24 protein-coding genes are annotated in these 24,965 nt (G+C 32.1%); 11 read left to right on the forward strand and 13 right to left on the reverse strand.

All coding sequences use genetic code 11. From position 1 onward, the window contains the following. Positions 1 to 44: 44 nt before the first annotated feature. Genes BMY33_RS19050 through BMY33_RS19060 form a run of 3 tightly spaced genes read left to right on the forward strand, consistent with a single transcriptional unit; the run spans position 45 to position 1,163 of the window. Positions 45 to 599 (forward strand): sigma-70 family RNA polymerase sigma factor, encoded by a 555-nt coding sequence (locus BMY33_RS19050; RefSeq protein ID WP_027392615.1) that lies wholly within the window; start codon positions 45 to 47, stop codon positions 597 to 599. 5 nt (positions 600 to 604) lie between these two features. Continuing rightward, complete coding sequence (locus BMY33_RS19055; protein WP_091411473.1) at positions 605 to 865, forward strand: hypothetical protein; 261 nt, start codon at positions 605 to 607, stop codon at positions 863 to 865. A 43-nt stretch (positions 866 to 908) separates the two neighbouring features. Then, positions 909 to 1,163 (forward strand): hypothetical protein, encoded by a 255-nt coding sequence (locus tag BMY33_RS19060; protein WP_091411475.1) that lies wholly within the window; start codon positions 909 to 911, stop codon positions 1,161 to 1,163. Here the strand turns inward: BMY33_RS19060 and BMY33_RS19065 are convergent. Continuing rightward, a complete protein-coding gene (locus tag BMY33_RS19065; RefSeq protein WP_091411476.1) occupies positions 1,152 to 1,979 on the reverse strand; it encodes a UbiA prenyltransferase family protein in 828 nt (275 codons plus the stop codon). The genes BMY33_RS19060 and BMY33_RS19065 overlap by 12 nt on opposite strands. A gap of 135 nt (positions 1,980 to 2,114) precedes the next feature. Between BMY33_RS19065 and gcvP the strand changes: the two genes are divergently transcribed. Next, positions 2,115 to 4,967, forward strand: coding sequence for an aminomethyl-transferring glycine dehydrogenase (gene gcvP, locus BMY33_RS19070; RefSeq protein WP_091411478.1), 2,853 nt, complete (start codon positions 2,115 to 2,117; stop codon positions 4,965 to 4,967). Between the two features lie 64 nt (positions 4,968 to 5,031). Here the strand turns inward: gcvP and BMY33_RS19075 are convergent, their stop codons facing one another. The 3 genes from BMY33_RS19075 to BMY33_RS19085 all read right to left on the reverse strand — a co-directional run bounded on the left by BMY33_RS19075 (position 5,032) and on the right by BMY33_RS19085 (position 7,764). Next, complete coding sequence (locus BMY33_RS19075) at positions 5,032 to 5,754, reverse strand: alpha/beta hydrolase (RefSeq protein WP_091411479.1); 723 nt, start codon at positions 5,752 to 5,754, stop codon at positions 5,032 to 5,034. Positions 5,755 to 5,848: 94 nt separating this feature from the next. Then, the gene (locus BMY33_RS19080) at positions 5,849 to 7,228 is read right to left on the reverse strand and encodes an exonuclease domain-containing protein (protein ID WP_091411481.1); all 1,380 of its coding nucleotides are present in this window, start codon (positions 7,226 to 7,228) and stop codon (positions 5,849 to 5,851) included. Between the two features lie 125 nt (positions 7,229 to 7,353). Next, positions 7,354 to 7,764, reverse strand: coding sequence for a DUF3010 family protein (locus BMY33_RS19085; RefSeq protein WP_091411483.1), 411 nt, complete (start codon positions 7,762 to 7,764; stop codon positions 7,354 to 7,356). A gap of 260 nt (positions 7,765 to 8,024) precedes the next feature. On the opposite strand from BMY33_RS19085, the gene BMY33_RS19090 reads away from it, so the two are divergent. Then, positions 8,025 to 11,249: a chondroitinase-B domain-containing protein gene (locus BMY33_RS19090; protein ID WP_091411484.1), complete on the forward strand. Its 3,225-nt coding sequence runs from the start codon at positions 8,025 to 8,027 to the stop codon at positions 11,247 to 11,249. A 92-nt stretch (positions 11,250 to 11,341) separates the two neighbouring features. Here BMY33_RS19090 and BMY33_RS19095 read toward each other — a convergent pair whose 3' ends face one another. The 8 genes from BMY33_RS19095 to BMY33_RS19130 all read right to left on the reverse strand — a co-directional run bounded on the left by BMY33_RS19095 (position 11,342) and on the right by BMY33_RS19130 (position 20,517). Next, complete coding sequence (locus BMY33_RS19095) at positions 11,342 to 12,394, reverse strand: bifunctional transcriptional activator/DNA repair enzyme AdaA (RefSeq protein WP_091411486.1); 1,053 nt, start codon at positions 12,392 to 12,394, stop codon at positions 11,342 to 11,344. A 2-nt stretch (positions 12,395 to 12,396) separates the two neighbouring features. Next, positions 12,397 to 13,152 (reverse strand): isocitrate lyase/PEP mutase family protein, encoded by a 756-nt coding sequence (locus BMY33_RS19100; RefSeq protein ID WP_091411488.1) that lies wholly within the window; start codon positions 13,150 to 13,152, stop codon positions 12,397 to 12,399. 83 nt (positions 13,153 to 13,235) lie between these two features. After that, positions 13,236 to 14,504: an alpha/beta hydrolase gene (locus tag BMY33_RS19105; RefSeq protein WP_091411490.1), complete on the reverse strand. Its 1,269-nt coding sequence runs from the start codon at positions 14,502 to 14,504 to the stop codon at positions 13,236 to 13,238. Positions 14,505 to 14,659: 155 nt separating this feature from the next. Next, the gene (locus tag BMY33_RS19110; protein WP_091411492.1) at positions 14,660 to 15,061 is read right to left on the reverse strand and encodes a hypothetical protein; all 402 of its coding nucleotides are present in this window, start codon (positions 15,059 to 15,061) and stop codon (positions 14,660 to 14,662) included. A gap of 344 nt (positions 15,062 to 15,405) precedes the next feature. Beyond that, positions 15,406 to 16,809 (reverse strand): TolC family protein, encoded by a 1,404-nt coding sequence (locus tag BMY33_RS19115; protein ID WP_091411494.1) that lies wholly within the window; start codon positions 16,807 to 16,809, stop codon positions 15,406 to 15,408. A 3-nt stretch (positions 16,810 to 16,812) separates the two neighbouring features. After that, the gene (locus BMY33_RS19120) at positions 16,813 to 18,165 is read right to left on the reverse strand and encodes an HlyD family secretion protein (RefSeq protein WP_091411496.1); all 1,353 of its coding nucleotides are present in this window, start codon (positions 18,163 to 18,165) and stop codon (positions 16,813 to 16,815) included. Between the two features lie 5 nt (positions 18,166 to 18,170). Continuing rightward, positions 18,171 to 19,838: a peptidase domain-containing ABC transporter gene (locus BMY33_RS19125; RefSeq protein WP_091411497.1), complete on the reverse strand. Its 1,668-nt coding sequence runs from the start codon at positions 19,836 to 19,838 to the stop codon at positions 18,171 to 18,173. Then, entirely contained in the window at positions 19,831 to 20,517 is a 687-nt protein-coding gene (locus BMY33_RS19130) for a TetR/AcrR family transcriptional regulator (protein ID WP_091411499.1), read from the reverse strand. Before BMY33_RS19130 ends, BMY33_RS19125 begins: the two co-directional genes overlap by 8 nt. A gap of 149 nt (positions 20,518 to 20,666) precedes the next feature. Between BMY33_RS19130 and BMY33_RS19135 the strand changes: the two genes are divergently transcribed. Next, positions 20,667 to 21,023: a hypothetical protein gene (locus BMY33_RS19135; protein WP_091411501.1), complete on the forward strand. Its 357-nt coding sequence runs from the start codon at positions 20,667 to 20,669 to the stop codon at positions 21,021 to 21,023. A gap of 40 nt (positions 21,024 to 21,063) precedes the next feature. On the opposite strand, the gene BMY33_RS19140 is transcribed toward BMY33_RS19135, so the two are convergent. After that, a complete protein-coding gene (locus BMY33_RS19140; protein ID WP_091411503.1) occupies positions 21,064 to 21,414 on the reverse strand; it encodes a hypothetical protein in 351 nt (116 codons plus the stop codon). Positions 21,415 to 21,525: 111 nt separating this feature from the next. Between BMY33_RS19140 and BMY33_RS19145 the strand changes: the two genes are divergently transcribed. From BMY33_RS19145 to BMY33_RS19165, 5 genes are all read left to right on the forward strand, one after another. Then, on the forward strand, positions 21,526 to 21,792 hold the full coding sequence (locus BMY33_RS19145; RefSeq protein ID WP_091411505.1) for a hypothetical protein: 267 nt from the start codon (positions 21,526 to 21,528) through the stop codon (positions 21,790 to 21,792). 68 nt (positions 21,793 to 21,860) lie between these two features. Beyond that, positions 21,861 to 22,241: a group III truncated hemoglobin gene (locus BMY33_RS19150; RefSeq protein WP_091411507.1), complete on the forward strand. Its 381-nt coding sequence runs from the start codon at positions 21,861 to 21,863 to the stop codon at positions 22,239 to 22,241. A 104-nt stretch (positions 22,242 to 22,345) separates the two neighbouring features. After that, the gene (locus BMY33_RS19155) at positions 22,346 to 23,404 is read left to right on the forward strand and encodes a 3-oxoacyl-ACP synthase III family protein (protein WP_091411509.1); all 1,059 of its coding nucleotides are present in this window, start codon (positions 22,346 to 22,348) and stop codon (positions 23,402 to 23,404) included. A 93-nt stretch (positions 23,405 to 23,497) separates the two neighbouring features. Then, on the forward strand, positions 23,498 to 24,019 hold the full coding sequence (locus tag BMY33_RS19160) for a class I SAM-dependent methyltransferase (RefSeq protein ID WP_091411511.1): 522 nt from the start codon (positions 23,498 to 23,500) through the stop codon (positions 24,017 to 24,019). A 21-nt stretch (positions 24,020 to 24,040) separates the two neighbouring features. Further along, complete coding sequence (locus BMY33_RS19165) at positions 24,041 to 24,895, forward strand: glycosyltransferase family 2 protein (RefSeq protein ID WP_091411513.1); 855 nt, start codon at positions 24,041 to 24,043, stop codon at positions 24,893 to 24,895. Positions 24,896 to 24,965 lie beyond the last annotated feature (70 nt).

The raw sequence follows: 24,965 nt of genomic DNA on the forward strand, positions 1-24,965 counted from the left end.
ATTCAACTTTTTATCCTATTTTTGGAGAAAAGAGCAGATAAACTATGCCTACAAACACGATAGACCCTAATACGTGGATTGACAAATACAGTGATTATTTATTTAATTACACCATAGTAAGAGTCGACGACAGAGAAATTGCACAGGATTTGGTGCAAGAGACCTTTTTTGCAGGTCTTAAATCAATGAAAAATTTTAAAGGAGAGGCTAGTGAACGTACTTGGCTAATTTCGATTTTGAAAAGGAAAATCATTGATCATTACAGAAAAATAAACAGTAACAAAGGAAAGGCAGAAGTACGCATCAATTATACTAATGATGGTGAAACGGAAGGAGATTGGCTAGAAGAAAGAGTAGCTGACCCTTTTGACCAGAATGCTGAAGGCAAAATTGAAAATACCGAATTAGGAGTTGCTATACATAATTGCATTGGTAAATTACCTGAAAAACAAGCTCGTATTTTCTCTATGAAAACGATTCAAGGATTTGATACAGAAGCGATCTGTAATGAATTTGATATTACTGCGTCTAATCTATGGGTTATCATTCATCGCGCTCGTACAGCGATGGCTGAGTGCCTTGAAAAAAACTGGTTTTAATACACATGAGTAAGGAAAACAAAATATTTGTAAGTTGTGAGAATGCAAATCACATTTGCGATAAAAATCAATATAAAGAAGCCTCTTTTTGGGAAAAAGTAAAATTAAATATTCACTTAATTTATTGTAAGGCTTGTAGAAAATATTCGGCTAAGAATACGAAACTAACTAATTTATTTAAAGATCCTAAGGTCATAAGTATCAATCAATCGGCTAAGGATGTAATGAAAGAACAATTAAAGAAAAAAATGTCCGAACAAAAATAAAAAGAGTTAAGTAACCCCCGAATAATAGTATTTTAAAAATGTAATGAAAACAAATAATAGTTTATTAGTATCCTGCGAACAGGCAAAATTTATCTGTGATAAAAATCAGTATGGAGAAGCGTCTATACTAGAAATTATCAAATTAAATATTAGATTAATTTATTGTAAAGTAACAAGAGCATATTCTAAAAGGAATACCAAACTTACGAAGGCAATGAAAAAATCTAATGTACAAATAATGGATTCTTCTATAAAAGAGGAAATGAAGGAACAACTGAGAAAAAAATTAGCCAAATAGGCTTTGCATCAGAACCAATATAAACAACCACATAATCGGAATACTTTCAACCCAAAAGGAACAAAAGTATTCCGATTGTTTTTTTTCAGTACCCCATAAAAACAATAAACTAATAATTGTAATCAATACGGTAGTTAAAATTTCTGTAAAAGAAAGAGCATCTTTAAATACAGTTAGTGATAAAAAAAAGACTAACAAAATACTACCAAAAACCTTTGTCCTGGTAATTCCAATTTTTTGAGGAATGGTTTCTAATTCTTTATTATCATATTGCAAATCTCTTATCTCAAAAGGTAGCATTATAACTACTATAAATAAAAAACGCTGGATGATTTCTATAATCATATCAGAACCCAAATTTCCTTCAGCATAAAGGATCGGTATCAAAACTGTAATTCCAGTCCAGGTAACTCCAATAATAAAAATCTTTATCCCAGCAACACTTCTTAAATTCTTTTTATTCGGAAAAACTGGAACTGTATACAGAACAGTTAGTGATATAAAAGGGATCATATACATTAATGTATCAATAGATACCTGAAACGCAAAATATACAAACACTATAAGACAAGCTCCAGTTAAAATTTTGATTCCTGTCATTGATTTTGTCAATCGCTTATGGTATAATTTGGAAATAGTAGCATACTTCACAAAATTATATGCTACAATAGCACCAACAAAGCTGAAATAAACATATGTATTGTCCTCTAAAATTTCAAACTTCAAAAAGGTGAGTTTTACTAACGCAGCTACAGCTAACGCTACATGAATACTACCGTTTAAATAAAAATTAAATATACTTTGTATGGTTTTCACGCTGCTAATTTAGGGGAATCTGTTAATAACACTCTAAGTTGGTTAAAAACTTGCTAGTGTTAGGTTAATTTATTGTGAAAATTTTATGGATTAAATATGTACTTTTGCGCTTTCAATCTCAACTGTTTTTTCGCTATGAAAACTGACTCATTTAAACTACGTCATATTGGACCTTCAGAAAAAGATCTAAATGACATGTTAAGTACCATCAAAGCTGATTCTATAGATCAACTTATCTTCGAAACGGTCCCAGATGACATTTTATTAAAAGCACCATTAAAGCTAGACAAAGCTATGAGCGAACAGGAATATTCTGCTCATATACAACTGCTAGCTGCTAAAAACAAAGTTTTTAAAACCTATATAGGTTTAGGATATCACGAAGCAAGTTTACCAGCAGTAATACAACGTAATATTCTGGAAAATCCAGGTTGGTATACTGCTTATACTCCTTATCAAGCAGAAATTGCACAAGGTAGATTAGAAGCTTTGTTAAATTACCAAACGATGGTTTGTGATCTTACAGGAATGGAACTGGCTAACGCTTCATTGCTTGATGAAAGTACTGCTGCTGCAGAAGCTATGACGATGCTATTTGCTGTTAGATCTAGAACACAGAAAAAAGAAAACATTCATAAGTTTTTTGTTTCTGAAGAAATTCTACCACAAACTCTTTCCTTATTAAAAACAAGGGCGATTCCACTAGGAATAGAATTAGTGATAGGTGATCATACTACATTTGATTTCTCTACGGATTTTTATGGTGCAATTTTACAATACCCAGGAGTATCTGGTCAAGTATATGACTATGCCTCTTTTGTAGATAAAGCACATCAATCGGAAATTAAAGTAGCCGTAGCTGCAGACATTCTTAGTTTAGTTAGTCTTAAATCTCCGGGTAGTTTTGATGTAGATGTAGTTGTTGGTACTACGCAAAGATTTGGAATTCCACTAGGATACGGAGGACCTCACGCAGCATATTTCGCAACTAGAGAAGCCTATAAAAGAAATATTCCCGGAAGGATTATTGGTGTTACTCAAGATACGAACGGAAATAGAGCGTTACGTATGGCGTTACAAACACGTGAACAACATATTAAACGAGACAAAGCAACCTCTAATATTTGTACTGCACAAGTGCTACTTGCCGTAATGGCTGGGATGTACGCTGTATATCATGGTAAAGATGGACTGCAGTATATCGCAAATAAAGTAAATAGCTCAACAGATAGTTTAGCAAACACCATAGAGTCACTAGGATACCAACAGCTGAATACTGTATTTTTTGATACTATAAGAATCAAAGCTGACGCAAACAAGATTAAAGAAATCGCTGAAGCTGCAGAAGTAAACTTCTTTTATCCTGATTCTGAAACAGTATCAATCTCTTTAAACGAAGCTACTACAACAGTAGATCTAAATGCTATCATATCTATTTTTGCAAAAGCCGCTGGAAAAGAAAACGCTGAAATTGGTTCAATCAATCCTTCTACAAATATTCCTGATAACTTAAGACGAAATACCGAATTCTTAACGAATGAAGTATTTAACACTTATCATTCTGAAACGGAACTGATGCGTTATATCAAGAAGTTAGAACGTAAAGATCTTTCTTTAAATCATTCTATGATTCCTTTAGGATCTTGTACAATGAAACTAAATGCAGCTTCAGAAATGCTTCCATTAAGTAATCCGCAATGGGGGAATATACATCCATTAGTACCTATAACACAAGCTACAGGTTACCAAGAAGTATTAAAAAAACTAGAAGATCAATTAACAGAAATTACCGGTTTTGCAGCAACTTCTTTACAACCTAACTCAGGTGCTCAAGGAGAATTTGCTGGATTAATGGTAATACGCGCTTATCACGAATCAAGGAATGATCATCACAGAAACATCTGTTTAATCCCTTCCTCTGCTCATGGAACTAATCCTGCATCTGCAGTAATGGCTGGAATGAAAGTAGTAGTAACAAAAGCTACAGAAGAAGGAAATATAGACATAGAGGATCTGAGAGAAAAAGCAGAAAAATATAAAGACAATCTTTCCGCATTGATGGTTACCTATCCTTCTACTCATGGGGTGTATGAATCAGCTATTAAAGAAATTACTCAAATCATCCACGATAATGGTGGACAAGTATATATGGATGGTGCCAATATGAATGCTCAAGTTGGATTAACACATCCTGGCGCAATTGGCGCAGATGTATGTCACCTGAATTTACATAAAACATTTGCTATTCCTCACGGTGGTGGTGGACCAGGTGTTGGTCCTATTTGTGTAGCAAAACAGTTAGTACCATTTTTACCCGGAAATCCTGTAATCACCACAGGAGGAGATCAAGCAATTACTGCTATTTCGGCAGCTCCTTGGGGATCTGCGTTAGCTTGTTTAATATCCTATGGTTATATAACAATGTTAGGAACAGAAGGTCTTAAAGAATCGACAGAATATGCAATTCTTAATGCTAATTATATCAAAGAGCGATTAGATGGTCATTATAGTACACTATATTCTGGAGAACGCGGTCGCGCAGCTCATGAAATGATTGTAGATTGTCGTCCTTTTAAAGCACATGGAATCGAAGTGACTGATATCGCAAAGCGATTAATGGATTACGGATTCCACGCGCCAACAGTTTCTTTTCCTGTTGCAGGAACTATAATGATTGAGCCAACGGAAAGTGAAAGCAAAGCAGAGTTAGATCGTTTTTGTGATGCAATGATCAGCATACGTCAGGAAATTGCAGAAGCAACTGCTGACAATCCTAACAATGTGATGAAAAACGCTCCTCATACAATGGCAATGTTGACAGCAGATACTTGGGATTTCCCTTATACAAGAGAACAAGCAGCTTATCCACTATCATATGTTGCAGAAAATAAATTCTGGCCAACAGTTAGACGTGTAGATGATGCTTATGGTGATAGAAATCTAATTTGTACTTGTGCTCCTATTGAAGAATATATGGAAGAAGTATAAATCATAATATCCTAACCGACAATTAGTTGCCTGATACTTAACCGTAGTATCAGGCAATTTTATTTTAAATCGTTTTTAAAAAACTTTTTACTGCTTTCCAATAACTGTCATTATCAGAAAATCTATCCCAAAGCGCTCTAGATCCATGATTACCTTTAGTTTCCGGAAGAAAGAATTGTTTTTTTTCGGTGGTAATAGCATCATATATTCCTATCCAATTATTTTTCTCCTTTTTAGCAGAAGTAATAAAAACCGGAACCTTTATATTAGCAGCACTAGCAGTAATGAAGTTCTTTTTACCAAAGTATTCTCCAGGGGAAAAAGATAATACTCCATTCACAGCATCCGTATACTCTCCAGCATATTTTAGCACTAAAGATGAAGAGTAAGAACTCCCCCAGATTATAATCTTCTCTGGATTATATGTCTTTTTTACATATGCTACAGCTGCTTCTACATCCTGATATGCATCAATAAAATCGGTTTTTTTACCTTTCTTTTCAGCCTCTCTAGCCGTATTATTAACTCTTTCATTTACTGTTGCACCAGATCGTTGATCAACTGCAAAACAATTATATCCTATTTCATTTAGTTTTGGAGCTATCTCCATATATTCTCCTCTACTCCATCCAGCCTGATGAAAAAGAATAATAAACTGATTACTTTCTTTAGCTTCATATAAGTCTGCAGTCATCATTAATTCATCTTTAGATGGAAAATCAATAGTTTTTTGAGCATATATAGATACTGTTAAAAATACGATTACTGAGGTAAGAATACTTTTCATAGAAAACGAATAATTAGTTAAAACAATAAGGTCGTTAAAATACTAAATTACTTACTTTATTGATCTTATTGTTTTGTTATAGTTTCTAGTGATATTATATCGGGACAATATTTCTATCTCCATTTTTACGGAGATAACTTTTGATTATTTTGGTAGTATGATAAGTATGCTTCTGAAGATTCAAAAAATTATCAAAATCTTCTACAGAAACAATTTGTTCATCTTCTTGGATGTACCCAAACCCTTTATACACTCCATCTTGTATCATCACAAAACTTTGCTCACTAAAGGTTCTTCCTTTTTCTTTAATAAAATAACTCTTTTGATCTCTTTTCAGAGTAGATAATGCTTTTTGTACTCTCATGTTATACAATGCGACAGACTCATCTCCTATACAAATACCCTTACAATTCTTAATTTTATAATGAGAGCAACGCTCTGTAGTACTCTGTAAACTGCAGTATCTAGGACATAATTGAAACATTTCGCAAAGCTGTTCTAATCTCTCTATTGCTTCTGGTCTACTATAAAAAATCTCCACGGAGTGATCAAACGTTTGTGATCTATCTATAGCTAATTGAACAACACCTTTTCTATTCGTATAAAACATAATACAATATGGAGCTACTGGCTTTTTTTGAGCTCTATTAAACTTTGGATAATGCTTTTGAATTTTTTCAGACTCTAGCAATAAAGCCACTAATTCACTACCTGTAACCTCATAATCTATGGTATATGTTTCCTGACCTAAGGCATATTCCTTATTTTTTTTGTCATAAAAATGACTAATTACACGTTGTTTAATATTTTTAGCTTTACCAGCATATATCACCTTCCCTTTTTGATCCTTAAACAAATAGATACCTGTTTCTTCAGGTAGTACTTCTATGTTTTCTGCTTTTAGATGTGGAGGCAATGTTGCTTCTTTAGATCGTACATTCAAAAATTTATTAATAATTTTAAATTCCGGATCAAGATTAAGAATTCGCTGAAACAATATAACGGTTGCATCAGTATCACCTTCTGCTCTATGTCGACCTTCTAATGGAATATTAAGTGATGAACATAACTTACCTAAACTATAGGAGAACATTCCTGGAATTAACTTTCTGGATAAACGAACAGTGCACAATTTCTTTCGAACAAAAGAATATCCTAAGTTTTTAAACTCTCCTTTGATAACATTATAATCAAAATTTACATTATGAGCTACAAAAACAGCACCTGTTGTCATTTCTATAATTCGTTCTGCGATCTGATGAAATCTTGGTGCATTTCTCACCATATCATTATCTATACCTGTTAATCCAGTTATAAAAGGAGTAATATGACATTCAGGATTCACTAAAGAGGTAAATTTATCTACAATCGTATTACCTTGTAACAATACAATACAGATTTCTGTAATGCGATTACCATTAATGCCCTTACCTGTGGTTTCGACATCAATAACAGCATATAATTTTTCTGACATTACATTTCTTTTGGAATACAAATCTAAAAGAAATATTTGATATTTGGAATTTTTCCTGTTAAGATGGAATTTTTCCTAAAACAACCGTAGCTCTAGTTACATCCTTTAATAACAAATAATAATTATTACCTAAGAAGGTATGCAGCTAGTCGGGTTGCATTTTCTTGATATGCATTATCATAAACAATAGGAAGTTCATTCTTTTTATAATAAGCAGTCAATGTTTGCTTAGAAACAAAACTCATTGGAGTCTTAGAGTAACACTGAATCAGTGCTTCTAGTTTAAAAGAAACTGCAGCTGCGGCGAACTTACCTTTAGTTTGTCTAGTAATAATTGCAATATGATCAGGCTGTATACTATCAAAAAAATCATGAATCTTCTCTGCAAAAACCTGGATATCATGATTATTTTGATCATCCTTAATTTCCACATATTTGTTGGTACCTGTAAGATTTACATAATTATTCTGTTCATCCTTAGACAATACCATACAGATAGCTCTTTTTTTATCTATTTCGATCCCGATTACTTTCATTTTACCAAAGTTACTGTATAATTTCTAAAAAAAATCAGTTATCGAACTACTAATATTTCCTCAGCTAATTAACAAAATCTATACAACTATACTATTTAAAACTATACAAGATTAATATATCAATAAAAAACATTAAATTGGTCAACCAATTTAATTTAACATTATAAAAACTAATCCTCGCTTTTAAAACCTAAACATAAGAATCAAACCAGAACGCGAAGACTAGCTCATTTCGAAACTAACTATTTAACACATTTTATATGAAAAATCTTCACGAATTTTGGCGTTTTAAAAAACATAATTCACACGTTTTACCTTATAAAAAACAATCAAAAAAAAAGAGGTTAAAAGAATTATTCCTTATTTTCTTTCTTTTTTCCACTCACATTTTCGCTACAGAATACACGGTTAATTCAATAGAAAGTTTTAATAACTTGAATTTGTTACCAGGTGATGTGGTTATATGGGAAAATGGTACTTACAGCGAGGACGAAAGACTCGTATTCAATGCCAACGGGACCTCATCAAACCCTATTATCTTAAAAGCCCAAACTCCTGGGGGTGTAGTTTTTAATAATGGGCTACAAATGAATATTGCAGGAAACCATCTAATAGTCGAAGGGTTTCATTGGAAAGGAGGCTATGGCGCTAGTAATTTTATCCAATTTAGAAATGGGACTACCTACGCGCAAAATTCAACAATTCAGAATTGTGTAATTGATGGTTTAGGAGTTGAACCTGGAGATGCTGCAGAGGCTGAACAGGATGGTGCAATTGTGAAACATCGATGGATTGTATTATATGGAAATAATAACAATGTATTAAATTGTTCTTTTTTGAATAAATCTACTGCCGGAGCCTTAGTTTTGGTTGAATTAGAATACAATGCAGAAGATAACCGATGCGCCATTGTTGGACACACTATAAACAACAATTATTTCTATAAATACGAAAAAATGGATCCTTCACTATCAAACTCTGGTGATAGCGAAACAATCCGAGTAGGAACTAGTGAATTTCAAAACGTAGATTGTAGAACAACAGTTAGCAATAATTATTTTGTTGAAGCCGACGGAGAAAATGAAATTATAACTAATAAAAGTGACAATAATGTATATCAAAATAACACTTTTAGAAGATGTAGAGGATCATTAACTCTACGCCACGGTTCTGGTGCAACCGTCGAAGGGAATTATTTTTTAGGAGAAAACGTTGATGGAACGGGAGGAATTCGAATAGTAGATAGTGATCATACAATAAGTAATAATTACATTCAAGATTGTATCACCGTTATTAATCAAGCAAAATGGAATAACGGGATTACATTTATGGGAGGTTCTACCAATTCTCAAGATAATTGCACTTCTGCAAGTGTTTCTAATGGCTATCAAGAATCAGAGGACATTACCGTTTCAAACAATACTTTAATTAATACCAATGCTCCATTATTCTTTAACGGAGATAAAGGTACTAATAACAACACTGGTAACGTTTCTGATAATGTTATTTTCTTTTCGAGTAATTCATCCAATATCACTAATGTTATTACAGAAGATGATAATGGAGATTTCTCAGATATTGGATCATCATTATCTTATTCAGGAAATATATATGATAATACAAATTTAGGCGAAACAATAAGTGGTTTCTCTTCAACAAATTTAACAACAACGACTAATGGCGAAATCTTCGATATTTCGGGGACTACTGCGGGGGCTAACATTTCTCAATCTCCTTACTCTGATAGCGATGTAGCTATAATCGTTGGAGCCTGTTTCGTTAATTATATTGGGAATTCTTTGAATTCTTGCAGTAATACACCTCCAACAGACATATTAAACGTATCCACTCTTAGTGATTTTAGCGCAAGCGCAAGCAGTAAAACACTGAACATTACATCTAATGTAAACTGGGCTGTATCAGATAATAGCTCATGGATTTCAGTAAATCCTACATCCGGAGTTAATAATGGTAATACAATTATTACAGTCACTGCTAATACACAAACCTCAACAAGAACTGGTATCATAACGATAACTGGAGGTTCGATAACCAGAACAATCGATATCACTCAATTAGGCATTACACAGGATATTTCAGTAAATTCAGTAATTCTTACGCCCAATGATACTTCTCTAGAGATTGGAAACACACAACAATTAACAGCTACCATATCACCTACTAACGCTACCAATCAAAATGTAGTTTATAGTAGTAATGATAGTACTATCGTTACCGTTGATGCTAATGGATTGATCAATGCCGTAAACATTGGAGAAGCTATTATAACAGTTACTACAGATGATGGAGGGTTTACAGATACAACGACCGTAGTTATAACTCCTTCTTCTACAGGAAATAATCTAGCCTTAAACAAACCTGTAACAGGTATGGGGACTCCTGACGGAAACAATATTGTCTCTAATCTAGTTGATGGATCCACCAATTCTCGTTGGTCTGTTAATGGTTTTCCAAAATCCTTTACAGTAGATCTTGGAGATATTTTTGACATTAATAAAACAGAACTAATTTTTTATCAAGATCGAGCATATCAATATAAAATAGCAATAGCTACTGAATCTAATGGTACTTACACCGAAATAATTGATAGAAGCAATAACGCTACACCTGGAACTGCTACAAATCCAGTAACCGATAACTTCTCACCTATAAATGCTCGTTATATTAGAGTAACTGTATCAGGCGCGTCAGTTTATTCTGGATCTTGGGTAAGCGTATCAGAGTTTAGAGTTTTCGGTAACACTGTTGATATTTCAAATTGTGCTACAGGAAGCAACCTATCTTTAAATGCAAATCTTTCTTCTTATAGCGATCAACAAACTACAAATCCCGCAAGTAATCTAATAGATAACAACACAGATAGTAGATGGTCTGCTGAAGGTTTTCCTCAAAATGCAATAATAGACCTTGGAGATGAATATACTATTAACGAAATAAATTTATATCCATATAACAATAGAGCATATCAGTTTACCATAGAAGGTTCTAATACTTCTGCTAGTTCTGGATTTTCGATGTTAAATGATGCTTCCAATAATACTTCTGGCGGTTCAGCAATTAACAGAAGTTTTTCCGCACAATCTGTCAGATATATCAAACTAACAATTACAGGTGCATCTGGATATTCGGGCAACTGGTCTTCTATTAACGAATTTGAAGTGATTTGTTCTGGCGCTCAAAATTTATCCAATAGAACTGGAAATAAAGAATTTGCAAATATTTTGATCTATCCAAACCCTTTCACCACAAGTTTAACAATAGAGTTACCTAAAAACAATACAGAAATCACTAGCGCACAACTTATAGATGTATTTGGTAGAGAAGTTTATAATACAACTGTTTTGAAATCATCTAACAGCATCAATTTTTCTACAAATCTACCCAAAGGTATTTATTTCCTTAGGCTATTAAACTCTGCTAACAAGGTAATTAAAACGACTAAAGTCATTAGCAATACTGATTAAAATTTTGGTTTTATAAATTCTATAAACTAAGGTTGAATTTAAAGTAAAAACTAAAAATTCAACCTTAGTTATTTCTAATGAGATGGTAAGAATTATAGGTTTTTTTCTTCATGAGATAACAACCATTTTTTTCGTTCTATTCCGCCGCTATATCCGGTCATACTCCCATCTTTTCCGATCACCCTATGGCAAGGAATTAATATAGCGATCCTATTACATCCATTGGCAGAAGCTACAGCTCTGATCGCAGTCGGCTTATATATTCTTTCTGCCTGTTTTTTATATGTACTTTTTTCTCCATATTGGATTTCCAGTAAACTATTCCAAACTATATTCTGAAACTCGGTTCCTGGGGTTTCTAGCAATACATCAAAGACTTTTCTTTTCCCTTCAAAATACTCAGTAACTTCCTTTTTTGCTCGCTTAATATGTTTATTACTTCCAGCTAATATCGTTGCATTTAACCTCTTTTGTAAATCCTCAAATTCGGCTTCTAACATTCTTCTATCCACGAATTCTAAAAGACAAACTCCATTTTCGGTTGCGCAAATAAACATTGGCCCCAAAGGAGTTGTTAATCTACTTATGAGTATCACAGTATTATCTGTACTTTTTTTCGGAGAACTTCCAATCACCTTTTTAAAGGTATACCCAAAGCCACTCAAAGATTCATACCCCATATCAAAGGCAGTATGTGTAGCATTTTTACCCTTCTTTAACTCCTGAAAAGCATTATTAATCCGGTACATCCTTTGATAACTTTGAAATGTCATCCCATAGTTTTTATTAAACCACCTTCTTACAAGTTCTGGACTAATTGCTAGTTCACGTAATTGATCATCTGTAATTTTCTCTTTTGGATTTTGCTGAACTAAAGCTATTGCTTTTTCTACCTGATCAGGAGCTTCATTAGCATTCTCAGTTGGCTTACAAATTTTACAAGGTCTATACCCATTATCTAGTGCTTCTTTAAATGAAGTATAAAACTCTACATTTTGTAGTTTAGGTTTCCTTGCTCTGCACGTAGCTATACAAAAAACAGATGTTGTTTTTACACCTACAAAAAAAATACCTACAAAGCTTTCTTTACGCTCTAACAAAGCTTCATAATACAGTTCTATCGTTGAGTTTTCTGTAATTAACATATCTAAAAAATAGATTGGAATGATCGCTGATCTATAATATCTTTAGTGATTCTTTCTAATTGACTATACATTGTATCAAACAGAAAATTACCCATACTAATTCGTTGTACTCCTAAGCTACTCAATGTATTAAAATCAGGTAAGTTAGGCATACACATCACATTGATTGGTAAGGAGGTACAATTTACAATTTCCCTGATATCTGATTCATTTTCAATACAAGGTGTAAAAATCCCATTAGCACCTGCATTTTCATATAATTTAATACGTTTTTTGGTTTCTTCTATAACATCAGAATGTTTTAGCAAAAAAGTATCTGTTCGCACATTTATAAAAACATCAATATTTTCTTTCGATAAAACATTTATTACATCAATCAAGGTACTAGCAAACTTTTCTCCATTTAATAATATTCTTTCATCTTTTACAATACTATCTTCTATATTTATCCCTACTACTCCCAAAGCTACCAATTCTTTAATATGCTCTGCAATGATTATTGGGTCTCTGCTATAACCTGATTCTAAATCAACTGATAATGGAAGATTGGTATTTGTGACTATTTGTTTTACAAAATAAATTAATTCAGAAAAACCCATTTGCTCTCCATCTTGATATCCTAACAAGGCAGCAATAGCAGAACTAGAGGTCCCTATAGCCTGGAAACCTAATTTTTCTGCAGTTTTAGCACTAGGAACATCCCAAACATTCCCCAAAAGTAAAGGTGTTTTTTGATTATGTAACTCTTTAAAATTCATTGTCTTTTGTTTTACACAAAAGTACCGCTGATGATACTTAGTGAACAACCGAAAATTGGACAAGTATTTTTATTCTGAAGAATTTATTTTTCGGAAAACTGAAGAATCATATCCAAATTAGACTGTAATTCATTAAGTTGCCATTGTCTTACCTTAGCTTTATTAGCCAATACAATAGCACGGCGGATTGCCTCTTCAGCTTCTTTTATTTTTTTTCTAGCAGTATATATTTTTGATAAACCATCATAAGCACGAAATGAATTAGGGTGCTTTTCGAGACTCTTTCTAAAAGTTACTTCCGCTTCATTATACTTTTTGTCTTCCAACTGATATCCTCCTAATACACTATAAAAAATATCTAAAGAATTTGGAAAATGAGAGGTGATTTCAGATTCTAATATTGTAATATCTGCTTTTAAATTATTGCGATAATAATAGTTCATCATATTACCAAAGTTATAAGCTGGTAAAGAGAACTGCGTAGTAAATTCTGTGTTCAATTTTTTATAATAATCTATCAAATCTTGTGAAGATGAAAATGAATAAAATGTATCTCGATCAACTTCCCAGTCTTTAAATATTTGAAATAATGCTTCTTTTAATGCTGTCATATGTACCGACCCATGATTCTCATTCTTATAATAGGTAAAACTCCATCTACTATCATAAGGAAAATATTTATCTAACACTCCTACAAATCCTCTGACACCCATTCCTGGTGAATTAGCTAGTGATAAAAATAAGTTAGAACTTAGTGCTTCTTTATCTTTAAAAACAGTATCTGCTGTTTTGGTAAGCGCATAGTCATTCCACCATAAAGAAGGATCAATAGCTATAAAACTATCAAAAACAGTAGGTTTTTTTATATAATAATTAGCTACAAACAAACCTCCCATAGAATGTCCTACCAAAATATCATAAGAGGATGTTCTATATTTCTTATTTACTAAAGGCTTTAATTCTTTTTCTAAAAAAGACATAAATTTATTGGCGCTTCCGCCTTCTGATCCTCCTGAATTGGGGCGACAATATTCTCGATACTTGGTGCTGCCTTTATCAGAAATTCCAACTACAATCATTTCTGGAATTTTATCCGCTACGCTCGACAAAAATTCAATCAATCCAGAATCATGATAAAAATTATAATCTCCATCCATTAAATAAATAACTGGAAAATTACCTTGGTCACTATTAAAATAACTAGGTGGCAAATACACCTGAAAACTTCTTTCTTCCTGTAAAATACTGGAATCGAAGGAATGTCTTTCTACAGGAATCAATGCGTTGTTTGTATGCTGACCAAACGTACTAGCTGTAACAATTAATAGAAGTAAGAATATATAATGTTTCATAATTGTTATTTAAAAACCCAGAGAAGAGTCTTTGTATTGCAAAATAAGAAACATCAGTTATGATACTTTAAAAATTATGGTAAATTTAAATCAAACTATTATGAATTAACCAACCAAGATGAGTAATAAAAAGACTCTAAGTATTGTTAAAATAATTATTCTATGGATGCTATATATTCTAAAAACAACTTACAACCTGCTATAGCCCAAGCATAAGTTTCGGATAATTGTTTTTCGTTATTAGCTTGAGAACGTTCTCCTTCTTCTAAACAGATATTGGTAATACGATGTATTGCAGCTTCCATTAAATTATAAAGTCGATCATCAGATTGTTTGATAACAGGAGATTGATTAGCTATCTCTAATTTATTCTTTATGTCTGCAATCTCACTTCCTACACCGATCTTCATGACCTGCATCATAGACACTAAACGTATTAATTCTGATAAAAAATCTCTTGGCTTACACAAATAACCAGATCGCGCAGGATTAGGAATTGCATCCGTACCGCCCTCACTTATAATTTGCTTAACCATCAAAGAAAACGTGGTTGACATCTTGATAGTCTTTAAATTTGTTGGTTATCAGATTGTTATAAAGTTCCAAAACTACAGAACTAAGCGCTCATAAAAAATGGGTAAAATCCCCCGTTTTTTAAATATGCAATAATAGGGAATTTTCCCTATTATTGGTTGATTTAAAAATTACAAGTAGTTTACTCCTTCCTTACCGAAATGAGTTTAGTAGAGTTACGTTAAAAAAAGGAGTTTAGGAACACTTGGATATCAGCAGAATACGGTATCACATATTAATATTAGTAATTAAGCAACTATTAACTTAGTTAAGATAGCGTTTAATTTGGGTTTTTATCGCTGTAACAACTTTACAATAAAACCAAAGCTTATAAACTTTCTGGATTTAAAGCTAAGTTTTTGAATAATTTAGCTTTTGTATCAAAATATTTGTTTTGTAGTTTATTTCGTTTTAATTGAGCATCTATGAGCTTACTTTCTCTAGAATTAATCAAAAACAAAGAACTTTCTCCAAAACTAAACTTTCGTTCTTCAGCTCTTAATAATGTGGTATAATCGCTAACAATATCTGCTATCAATTTGTTTTGAACTTTAAAAGAATCCAGTTCGTTGTTAATAGCATTTACCTTATTTTCAATTTGCAATTGTACGCTTGCCAGCTCATATTGACTATCTTGGATTTTATACTTAGCTAATTTTACGGCACCACGTTCTTTTCGTAAAAACAATGGAAACTGAAATGCTACTCCACCTTTATAGTCAGCGGTATTAAAGGAGTTCGCTACTTCTGGTGAAGGAGTTAGAAAATTATATTCTAAATTGATTTTAGGCAATAACTTATTTGCTTTTAATTTACGGTCTACTTCTAAACCTTCTATTTTATAGTTTAAAGATCTTAATTTAGGATGATTTACCAAATCTACTTCTGTAAACAATGCTTGCTGTATTTGCAAAGTTTCATCAATTACTACATCAACCTCATTATCCGGAATTACATTAGGTTGCAACTCTACCGGAATACTATTTCCGATCCATAGATAATTAGATAACTCTAGACTTGATTTCATGAATTTTACTTTAGCTTGCTCTAAACTTAATAGACGATTCTGAACAGTAATCTGCGCTTCTACTGTATCTATTATTGCTTTATCTCCTGCCAAAGCACTCTTTTTAACACCGTCAAAACGTGTTCTAGCATTAATCAAAAAACTCTGATAAATCTCTTTTTCGTTATAAGCTTCTAACCAATTAAAATAAGCTAGAGATGCATTATACAATATTGTATTTACCAAAATATCACGATCCACTTTCGTTTGCTCTCTAAATAATTTCGCTTTTTTAAGTGCAGCCATACGATCATTAATCAATAACCCTTGTGCAATTGGGACAGATATCCCAGCACTATATAAGCCTTCATCTGGAACTGTTCTTTCTGGATTTAGAAATATTCCTTCATTCTGTTCAAAATTAGCTTTCAATTCTATTCCGTACCAAGTGGGTACTTTAAAAGTAGCGTTCAGCAAATCATAATATTCTGAACCTTTGAATTTTTTTCGATCATAATCAACTTCGATCTTAGGGTCAAAACCTCCTCTAGATTTTAATAGATTTGCCTCTCCTACACTTATATTTAATTCTGCTTGTTTTGCAACAGGATGATGTTTCTTTACAAAACCTAAATATTCTCTAAAATTTAGTGTAACCGAGTCTTGTTCCTGAGCATACAAAACAGTAGTCAAAAAAAGAAAACTGTACAACAAAAGTTTGTTCATAGGTTATTTCTTTTTGGTAGTTGCTATTTTATCTTCGGGTTGATAATAATTAGGTGGAAAACCATTTAACTGTCTCCACAATTCGAACCAAATTGGTACGTCTTCGAGTAATGCAATTGTATTAGCTCCTGATCCCACACGCACACCATCTGGCCAAGGATGATCTTTAGTATCTGGCGAAATTAATACTCTATATTTCCCATTCGGACTAATAAATGTTTCAACAGCAACTATTTTTCCTCCATATGTCCCATATGACACATTAGGCCAACCGCTGAAAATGATCGCTGGCCAACCATCAAATTGTACCCTCACCTCTTCACCAATATGCACTAATGGCATATCAATAGGTTTTACAAATGTTTCTACTGCCATATCATAATCCGAAGGCATAATTCCTACTAACCTATCTCCTTCTTTGAACGTCTCTCCAATACCAGATTGAATAGCTTTGTTAATATATCCATTTTGAGGTGCAGTGATGAAATACAAGCCATTTCTTATTTCATAATTGGTATATTGATTTTCTAATTTAGTCACTTGCGCCTCTGCATCAAATTGACTGGACTGAGCAGTAAATCGATCACTCTGAGATTTAGATATCTTCTCCGCATATTCCGCTTTGATTCTATTCATTTCGATCTGAGCGTTAATTACATCATTTTTACTCGCTAGTAACTTATTTTCTTGTGAGATTAATTTTGCCTGAGTTTCTTGTAATTTTAAGCGTTTTGTCTCTACATCAGTCAATGATTTTAATCCTTCACTTTCTAATTGCTCTGTTCGTTTAAATTGTCTTTCTGCTATTGATATATTAGTCCTTGCAGCTTCGAGGTCAATACTATCACTTTTTACTTTCAATCTAGATTGCAATAGTTTATTATCCGCTTGCTTTAATTTTAGAATACGTTCCCTAACTAATGCATCAGCTTGATTACCTAGGGCTTTTACCTTTTCTCCATAAGAGGTAACAGCCATAGATTTTGCTTTAATTTGTTGTCCAGTTCTAGCAACTAGATTAGGATCAAAGTATTCATTTTTAATCTCTGAAATTCTTAAAATAGTATCTCCTTTTTTCACAAAATCTCCTTCTCTTACATACCATTGTTCAATTCTTCCAGGTATTGGAGATTGTATTGTCTGGGGGCGCTGATCTGGTGTTAACGTAGTTACAAAACCTGTCCCAGAGATATTTTGAGTCCAAGGAAAAAATAAAATAATGAAAGTGATAATAGTAAATGCTAATAAAAAACGATTAAAATATTTATAATGGTCTTTACCAAACACTTTCTGTGATGCTTTATACCCTAAAATATCCACAGTTTTATTCAGTTTATTATTTGAAATATTTAGCATACTTTCTATTTTTCACTTATTATTTTACCATTATCAACAGTAATAATTCTACCGCAGCGAGATGTCCACTTAGTATTTTCACTAACAACTACCAATGCCCATGGATTTGCAGGTTCTACTAGAAAATCCATAATTCTTGTTGCCTCAGTTTCATTAAACTGATCTAACGGATCTTTCAAAATCAATAGTTTTGGTTTTGTTACAATTCCTCTAGCCAATACGATTTTTTTAGAAATTGTATATGGTATTTGTTTCCCCTCTGGATATAACATTGTTAATAATCCTTTTGGTTGCTCTTTTACGAATTGTAATAGCCCCACTTTCCCTAAAGCCCAATACACTTGTTCACTTGTAATACTGTCATCTCCAAAAGTGATATTCTCTAGAATTGTTCCTTCAAAAGGGGATTCTTCTGTAAGGGATTGCCCTATATATCCTCTGTAATAATTAAGATTTACACCTTTTAATGAAACATTATTAATGTATATACTTCCAGTATCAGGTTCTAATAAACCTGCAATTAATCTTAAAAGAGTAGACTTCCCGGAACCATTAGGTCCTTGTATTAGAATAGTGCAACTCTCCGAAATATTAAGAGAAACATTGTCGATAATCTTTTTGTCTCTATCTGGTACAGCATAAGAAACCTGATCAAGTTCTATAACGAATCCTTCATCTTTTTTAAAAGGTTTTTCTCCCTCTTGTGGTTCTAATTGTTTATCTACTACTTGTCCAATTTTTTCTAATGATGTTAGTACATCATAAAAAGACTCTAATCCAACGATAAGTTTTTCTACAGAAGTAATCACTAATAAAATAATAATTTCTGCTGCTACAAACTGACCTATATTCATTTGTTGATTTAACACCAACACTCCTCCTATTAATAAAAGACCGGCAGTAACTAATACCTTAAAACCAATCATTTGAATGAATTGCAATACAAGTACTCTAAAATGACTCTCTCTAGAATCTAAATAATCTGCTACCAACGCATCATTTTTACTAAGTGCCAGACTAGTTCTTCCTGATAATTTAAAACTTACTATAGATCTAGCTACTTCTTGAATCCAGTGTGCTACCTTATACTTACTTTTTGATTCACTAAGACTAGTTTCCAAACCTTTGGTTGCTGTATACTTAAACACTATGTATATCAAAACCAATAATAAAAGACCGTAAATAATAAAAAATGGATGGTAAAAGGATAATAGCAATAATCCAAATATTATTTGTACCAAAGCCGTTGGAAAATCCACAAGTATCTTTGATAATCCTTTTTGTATAGTTAATGTATCAAAAAAACGATTTGCTAATTCTGGCGGATAATAGTTACGTAATTCACTCATTTTTATCTTTGGAAATCTATAAGTAAATTCAAAAGAAGCTCTAGTAAAAATCTTTTGTTGCACGTTTTCGATGATTCTAATTTGCATAAACTGCAGAATACCCACGAATAGAACACCCGCTGTTACTAAAATTACCAGAATCACCCAAGAAGTACTTACCTGCGCACCTTGTAATAAATTGATAATAGCCTGTATCCCCAAAGGAAGAGACAAACTTACTAGTCCTGCAAAAATTGCATAATAAAATATCTGTAGGATATCTCTTTTATCAAGTTTTAAGAGGCCCATAAGACGCTGCCAAGCGGTCAGTATGTTTTTAGACATTCTTTTTATAGTTTAAAGAATTAAATACTAAGTCAATAAAATAAGTAGTTGGGGTAATTTTATCATCGCAATCCGTTAAAGAAGAAAAATGATCCCTTAAGAAATGTTGATGTAAAGTACCTTCTGTAACAGTGCTTGCCAAACTGGTTGGAAAACGATATGCACTATCTACTTCAATAATTATATCTTTAATTCGGTTCACCAATCTTTTGTATATCGAAAAATAGCCTTCTTTATTCTCATTATCAACCTCTTTAGTTAAATATGATTTCGAATATTCATTAATAACAATTTTGTTTAATAATACTTCATTGATATGAGAAAAAGAAGAATCTTCCTTTGTTGTTCTAGTAATAATTTCAACAGCTTTAGTCAACTTTTCTTTAGAATCAGAAATACTATTAGTAGTAAATACTAACTGGTATTCTAACCATCCCCAATACCAAGAAGTAAGATATAATAGGAGTTTATGTTTATTCTCGAAATACCTATATATAGAACTCTCATTAGACCCTATTTTTGCCCCTAATTTTTTGAATGTAAAACTATCAAAACCAATTTCATCAATTAATAAAATACTATGCTCTACAATCTTCTTACCCAAAGTAGAAGATTCTGGATCCTTTAGATATATATTATTGTTGATATTAACTTTTAAGTCTTGAAGTAAATATTTCATAACTAAAACTATTTTGCTCAAAAATAATAGTATTACTATTAATGTGTAATACATTAACTATTATTTAACCAAAATTTATGTTTTTCTGTTAATCAAATAAATGTAAATTTAGTCCATCATCTCACTCAATTAACTAAATATACGAACACATGAAAAACTTATTATTCATTGCATTTTTATCAGTATTAACAATAAATGCTCAAGAGACCATAGTATTATCTCCCAATACAATTACAATTGGAGATATTCTAACTTTAGGAAAACCTTCAGGAAAAACTTATAAGCATATTATATTTCCGCGATCCAATTTTATTATTAAAAAGGGAGGAACTACTAACTTTAAAAATTTAGAAGGATTGCCAGTTATCATAACCAGTACAGAAGTTAGAGACGAAAAAACAATTATTTCTATTAAAAGAAAAGACGGAAAGCAATTCCTAAACAGTATTCGTATTGTAAACGTAGATTTTAAAGCTGCGTTAAACGCAAAAGAAATTTTTCAGTAAAGCAAAGCGAGTAATAGTCAAATAGCTTATGGTAACAATATTATTTATTAACTATTTCCAGAAGTTTATCTTTGATATCCTGATCATCTAAATATTGTAGTAAAACCTGTTTAAAATGATCTTTTTTACCGTAGGTAACTCCAGATTCTTGAACGAGAAGCTCATCTTTTAACATATCCCCTTCTCCAGTTACTAACCAAACAGGATTAATTTCTGTATACAATTGTATAATCTTTTCTATAAAATCACCTCCAATATTGCTATTAGCGGACTGTAATCGATGTAAATACCCAGCACTTGCTCCGATAGAAAGACTAAAGCTCCTAAGACTTATGCCTAAATGAGCGGCAAAAACAATAACTCTATCTAAAATTTTATCTTTTTTATCCAAAATATTGATTGTTATTTGCGTATATCTAATATTTTATATAATATTGTATACCAAAACGATAACATTACATTCACAAAGATACTTATACCTAAAACATTAGCCAACTTATTTATGATAACACCTGAAGAACGTACAGCGATCTTAAAGGTTATTGGAAGCAAACACGTAAAGAAAATACAAGCTTATCTAAACCAACACAAGATTTATAGTTCCCCTGAAAAACCATATTCGAAAACAAGTATATCCTACATTCTTTCGGGTGAAAGAGAAAATGAAATTGTAGAGAATGCCATCTTTGCCTATGCACATCAAAAAATGATAGAAAAAGAAAAACAACAAGAATTACGAGATCTGATTGTTTCAAAACAAAAATTATAACTCAAAACCAGAATACTTGTCTAGATACCTTGTAATTTTGCATCTATACTCACGTAAACCAAGGTATTTTGGACAAGGATAATTTAAGAGACATAAAGGATCGAAAAGATATCGAACAAATTCTATGGGCTTTTTATAAAAAAGCATTGAAAGATTCTAACATTGGTGTATTCTTTACAGAAATAGTAAAGGTTAACTTAGAAACTCATATGCCTCATATTTCAGACTTTTGGGAACAACAATTATTTTACTCAGGAAACTACAAAAAAAATGTATTACAAATCCATCAAAATCTACACCTAAAAAAGGCAATGGAGAAAATTCATTTTGACATTTGGCTAGCTCTATTTACTACAGTAGTAGATAATAACTTTAACGGCGAAAAAGCTGAACTTATGAAAACACGTGCCTTATCTATTGCAACAGTAATTCAATTAAAAAGCAAATAATACTCAACATATTGTATATTAGGCATCGTATAATTTATTATGCTTGCATAGTAAATTTCGTTTTTAATAATTATCTTCTATAAACACAAGCTAAAAGAAGAAGGATGCACATCAAAATAACAGGCTCAGGAAGCTATATTCCTACAGAGGTTATATTAAATGAAGATTTCAAAAACCATCATTTTTTTAACTCGGGAGGTACTCAAATCAATAATTCTAACACTGTAATCATTGATAAATTTAAAAAGATTACAGGCATTGAAGAGCGTAGATATGCATCCAAAGAATTAAATACATCAGATATTGCTTTTCTAGCAGCAGAAAAAGCTATTAAAGATGCTGATATAGATAAAGAAACTCTAGATTACATTATAGTTGCTCATAATTTCGGTGATGTTGATAAAAACTCTTCCCAAGCGGATACGGTTCCAAGTCTTGCGGCAAGGGTAAAACACCTTTTAAAAATTAAAAATCCTTATTGTGTTGCGTATGATGTTTTATTCGGATGTCCTGGTTGGATAGAAGGGGTAATACAAGCTGTTTCCTTTATAAAAAGTGGTATGGCGAGAAAGTGTTTAGTAATAGGAGCAGAAACATTATCACGTGTTATAGATAAGTATGATAGAGATTCTATGATTTACTCAGATGGATCGGGCGCAACTGTTATTGAAGTAACTGATAAACCTGGCGGAATATTATCTTCAGTTAGTGCTTCGCACACCCTAGAAGAGGCTAATTTTTTGTTTTTTGGAGACACTTACAACAATACAATGAATGATCCAACAAAATACATTAAAATGCACGGTCGTAAGATTTATGAGTTCGCCTTGACTCATGTGCCGTTAGCAATGAAAAAATGCATAGACAACACTAAAATTGACATCTCCGAAGTTGATAAAATTCTTATTCATCAAGCCAACGAAAAAATGGATGAAGCGATTATAAAAAGATTCTATGAATTATATGAAAAAGAAGTTCCGGATAACATAATGCCGATGAGTATTCAGAAACTTGGAAACAGTAGTGTAGCTACTATTCCAACATTATATGATATGATCCTAAAAGACAAAATTAAAGATCAGTCCATACATCACGGAGACTTGTTATTATTTGCCAGTGTTGGTGCAGGCATGAATATTAATGCATTTCTTTATCAATTCTAATCTCTTTTACAAAATTCTCTAAAGGAACCCAAGGTAATGTCTGTAATTGTCTATTTTTACAACTTATAATTATTAGACAGTAACTATTTACAGATGTACGAAGGGACTTTTCCTCACAAAAGGTATAAAGAAACATTAGAATTTTTAAGAGAGCACATTGCTGCTCCAGCAACAATACTGGACTTAGGTGTACATAATCCATTTGTAGACTTTATGCAAAAAGAAGGATATACTGTAAGCAATACATCTGGCGAAGATCTCGATCTACATACCGAAGCTGTACAACAAAGTGAAGCTGAAATTGTTACCGCATTTGAAATTTTTGAACATCTGATTGCTCCGTTTAATGTATTACGTGATATGAAGGCAACTAAATTAGTTACTTCTATTCCATTAAAATTATGGTTTGCACCAGCTTACAGAAGTAAAACAGATCCTTGGGATCGTCATTATCACGAATTTGAAGATTGGCAATTCGATTGGTTATTGGAAAAAGCTGGATGGGAGATAAAAGCCAAAAAGAAATGGACACATCCAATCAAAAAAATTGGTTTTAGACCTTTGCTTCGATATTTTACCCCCAGATACTACATTGTGTATGCAGAGAGAAAATAGATTATATTAATTACTATACTTTTGAACATCTATATCGTCATACCGGCTCATAATGAGGAATTATTAATTTCTAAAACCTTAGAATCTTTAGTATTTCAAACATTTCTTCCAAAAAAAATAGTTGTAGTTAATGATAACTCTACTGACAATACAGAAAATGTAGTCCAAGAATTCATTAACCAATATTCATATATCTCAGTAGTGAATACAAATTCTTCTCAAGATCATATGCCCGGAAGCAAAGTTATTAATGCTTTCTATCAAGGATATAAAACTCTAGATGACCAGTATGATGTGATTTGTAAGTTTGACGCAGATCTTATTTTCCCAAAAAACTATCTAGAAACTCTAAAAAAACACTTCCAAGAAAACCCAAAAACAGGAATGTTTGGTGGTTTCTGTTATATTCAAAAAAATGATAGCTGGATCTTAGAAAATTTAACTAATAAAGATCATATAAGAGGTGCACTAAAAGCTTATAAAAAAATTTGTTTCCAAGACATTGGAGGACTAAAACCTGCAATGGGATGGGATACTGTGGATGAATTATTAGCGCAATATCATAACTGGAAAATCAAAACTGATGAGTCTTTAAAGGTTAAACACTTAAAACCAACAGGAAACACCTATAATCCAAAAGCCAAATACAAACAAGGGGAAGCATTCTATAAAATGCGTTATGGTTTTATTATTACGCTAATCGCATCCATCAAACTAGCTTTACTTAAAAAACAACCTAAATTAATCATTGATTATTTAGCAGGTTTTTTTAAAGCAAAAAAAGCTCAACAACCATATATAGTCTCTCAACCAGAAGGAGATTTCATTCGCAAACTAAGATGGGGAAAAATCCTCCAAAAGTTATTTAAATCTTAAAAAACACCTCCTATACTTATTCTAAATAATCCTTTTTTTAAATTAAGTAATTATTAATTTAAAAACATAA

This window comes from Aquimarina amphilecti, from assembly GCF_900109375.1.
GTDB lineage: Bacteria > Bacteroidota > Bacteroidia > Flavobacteriales > Flavobacteriaceae > Aquimarina > Aquimarina amphilecti.